Origin of the sequence: Aquicoccus sp., assembly GCF_041686535.1 — a bacterium.
Lineage (GTDB): Bacteria > Pseudomonadota > Alphaproteobacteria > Rhodobacterales > Rhodobacteraceae > Aquicoccus.
Map to the genome: position 1 here is coordinate 1 of NZ_JAWLDS010000191.1, position 2,731 is coordinate 2,731.

3 protein-coding genes are annotated in these 2,731 nt (G+C 61.8%); all 3 read left to right on the forward strand.

Annotation, left to right across the window (positions count from 1 at the left end; genetic code table 11):
- Positions 1–93: 93 nt before the first annotated feature.
- Positions 94–726: an FAD-binding domain-containing protein gene (locus ACESL9_RS17825; RefSeq protein WP_372675412.1), complete on the forward strand. Its 633-nt coding sequence runs from the start codon at positions 94–96 to the stop codon at positions 724–726.
- Between the two features lie 99 nt (positions 727–825).
- Positions 826–975 (forward strand): DUF2256 domain-containing protein, encoded by a 150-nt coding sequence (locus ACESL9_RS17830; protein WP_372675413.1) that lies wholly within the window; start codon positions 826–828, stop codon positions 973–975.
- Positions 976–1,127: 152 nt separating this feature from the next.
- A partial coding sequence (locus ACESL9_RS17835) for a malate synthase G (RefSeq protein ID WP_372675414.1) occupies positions 1,128–2,731 on the forward strand: 1,604 nt, incomplete at its 3' end.

The window sequence follows — 2,731 nt, forward strand, 5'->3', positions numbered from 1 at the left end:
ACAAGCCTGCCAAACGCGATCGTTACCGTATTTCGCGACTGATCGGCCGTTTTGCGGTTGCGCTCCGAGATAGGTTTTCCTATCATTCGCCCGTTGCAGCCGGACCCCGCCCGCCTGCGCGCGTGGCAGAGCGGCGAGACCGGCTTGCCGTTTCTGGATGCCTGCATGCGGTCGCTGCGCGCCACCGGTTGGCTCAATTTCCGGATGCGGGCGATGGTGGTGAGCGTGGCGAGCTATCACCTCTGGCTTGACTGGCGCGCCACCGGTCAGCACCTGGCGCGGATGTTCACGGATTACGAGCCGGGCATTCATTGGAGCCAGATGCAGATGCAATCGGGCACCACCGGCATCAACACGCCGCGCATCTACAACCCCGTCAAACAAGGGAGGGACCAGGACCCGACGGGCGCGTTCACCCGTTGCTGGGTGCCGGAACTGGCCGAGGTGCCGGACCGGCATCTGCAATCGCCATGGATGTGGGAGGGGGCAGGGCGCGTCTTGGGCAGGATTTATCCCGAGCCGATCGTGGACGTCGCCGATGCCGCCCGCGCGGCGCGGCAGAAGATATTTTCCATGCGCGGCAGCGTCGACAAGGGCGAAACACGGCGGGTGATCAACAAACATGCCAGCCGCAAGGATAGCGGCGGGCATTTCGTCAACGACCGGGCCCCGCGTAAACAGCGGCGCAAGGCTGTAGATGACACGCAATTGAAGCTCGACCTTTGAGGCACTTTCCCTGTGTTTTGCGTCGAACGACGCTGCCTCTCCCCGCGGTCGAACGCGCCTTTCGATCCCTGCTCTAACTCGAACATGAAAAGTGCCGATATGCCCAAGCAGCGCAGGAAATCCGATCTGCCGACCAAGATCTGCGCCACCTGCGGGCTGCCCTTCACCTGGCGCAAGAAGTGGGAAAAGGTCTGGGACGAGGTGAAATATTGTTCGGATCGGTGTCGGCGCGCCAAGGCCAAGGCGTAGGCGTGCTGGCCCCCTGCGCGATCTCCGAACGGCGTGTGGATTTTCAAATTTGCCGAAACAGCCTTTTTGGTCAGATAACCTGACCAAAGTTGTTGCGGATCGGAAACATTCTTTCTAATTGAGGACCACGGCATACAGCGAGGGGACCAGCCATGACCACGCGGATCGAACGCAACGGATTGCAGATAGACCAGATGCTTTTCGACTTCATCGAAGGGCAGGCGCTGCCCGGCACCGGGGTCCAGGCCGACGCGTTCTGGAGCGCGCTTTCTACGCTGGCGCATGACTTCGGTCCGAAAAACGCCGAGCTGCTGAACACCCGGGAGACGATCCAGCAAAAGATCGATGACTGGCACATCCGACACCGCAACCAGCCGCATGATCACGAGGCCTACAAGGCGTTTTTGTCCGAGATCGGCTACCTGCTGCCCGAAGGAGACGATTTCGAGATCGAGACCAAGAACACCGACCCTGAGATCGCAACGGTGCCGGGGCCGCAGCTTGTCGTGCCGATCACCAATGCGCGCTACGCGCTGAACGCCGCGAATGCCCGTTGGGGCAGTCTTTACGACGGGTTCTATGGCACCGATGCAATGGGCACGCCCGCGCCCAAAGGCGGCTATGACAAGGGCCGCGGCGCCCGTGTGGTGGCCCGCGCTCGCGTGTTCCTCGACGAGGCGTTTCCGATCGACGGCGGCAGCCATGCCGACGCGCGGCGCTATTATGTTCAGGGTGGGGCGCTGCTGGTGGATGACATGCCGCTGGCACAGCCCGAGAAGTTCATCGGCTACCGGGGCCATCCAAAGGCCCCCGACGCGGTGCTGTTGCGCAACAACGGGCTGCATGTCGAACTGGTCTTCGACCGCACGCATCTCATCGGCAGCCGCGATCAGGCCGGTCTTGCCGATGTGCGTCTTGAAAGCGCCATCAGCGCGATCATGGATTGCGAGGATTCCGTCGCCTGCGTCGACGCCGAGGACAAGACGCTGGCCTATGCCAACTGGCTGGGCCTGATGAAGGGCGATCTGCAGGACCGCTTCGAGAAGGGTGGAAAGACCGTCACCCGCGCGCTCAACCCCGATCTGACCTACACCGCGCCCGATGGTGGCACCGTCACGATCAAGGGCCGCGCGCTGATGCTGGTGCGCAATGTCGGCCACCTGATGACCAACCCGGCGATCCTGCTGAAAGACGGGTCCGAGATCTTTGAGGGGTTGATGGATGCGATGATCACCGCGCTCATCGCCAAGCATGATCTGAACAAGACCGAAGGCCTGCGCAACTCGCATCATGGGTCGGTCTATGTCGTGAAGCCCAAGATGCACGGGCCGGATGAAGTCACATTCGCCGACGCGACCTTCACCTTCGTCGAAAAGGCGCTGGGCCTGCCGCAATACACCGTCAAGCTGGGCATTATGGACGAGGAGCGCCGCACGAGCGTCAACCTCAAGCAATGCATCCGCGCGGCCAAACACCGCGTGGCCTTCATCAATACCGGGTTTCTGGATCGCACCGGCGACGAGATTCACACCTCGATGGAAGCGGGGCCGTTCTCCCGCAAGGATTTCATCAAGCGCAAGGCATGGATCGGCGGATACGAGAACCGCAATGTCGATATCGGGCTGGAATGTGGCCTGTCCGGCAAGGCTCAGATCGGCAAGGGCATGTGGGCCATGCCCGACATGATGGCCGCGATGCTGGAACAGAAGATCGAACATCCCAAGTCTGGTGCCAATTGTGCCTGGGTGCCGTCGCC

Bases quoted from the DNA above. Each gene is read 5' to 3' on its own strand.
- ACESL9_RS17830 (WP_372675413.1), top strand. From the start codon at position 826: ATGCCCAAGCAGCGCAGGAAATCCGATCTGCCGACCAAGATCTGCGCC.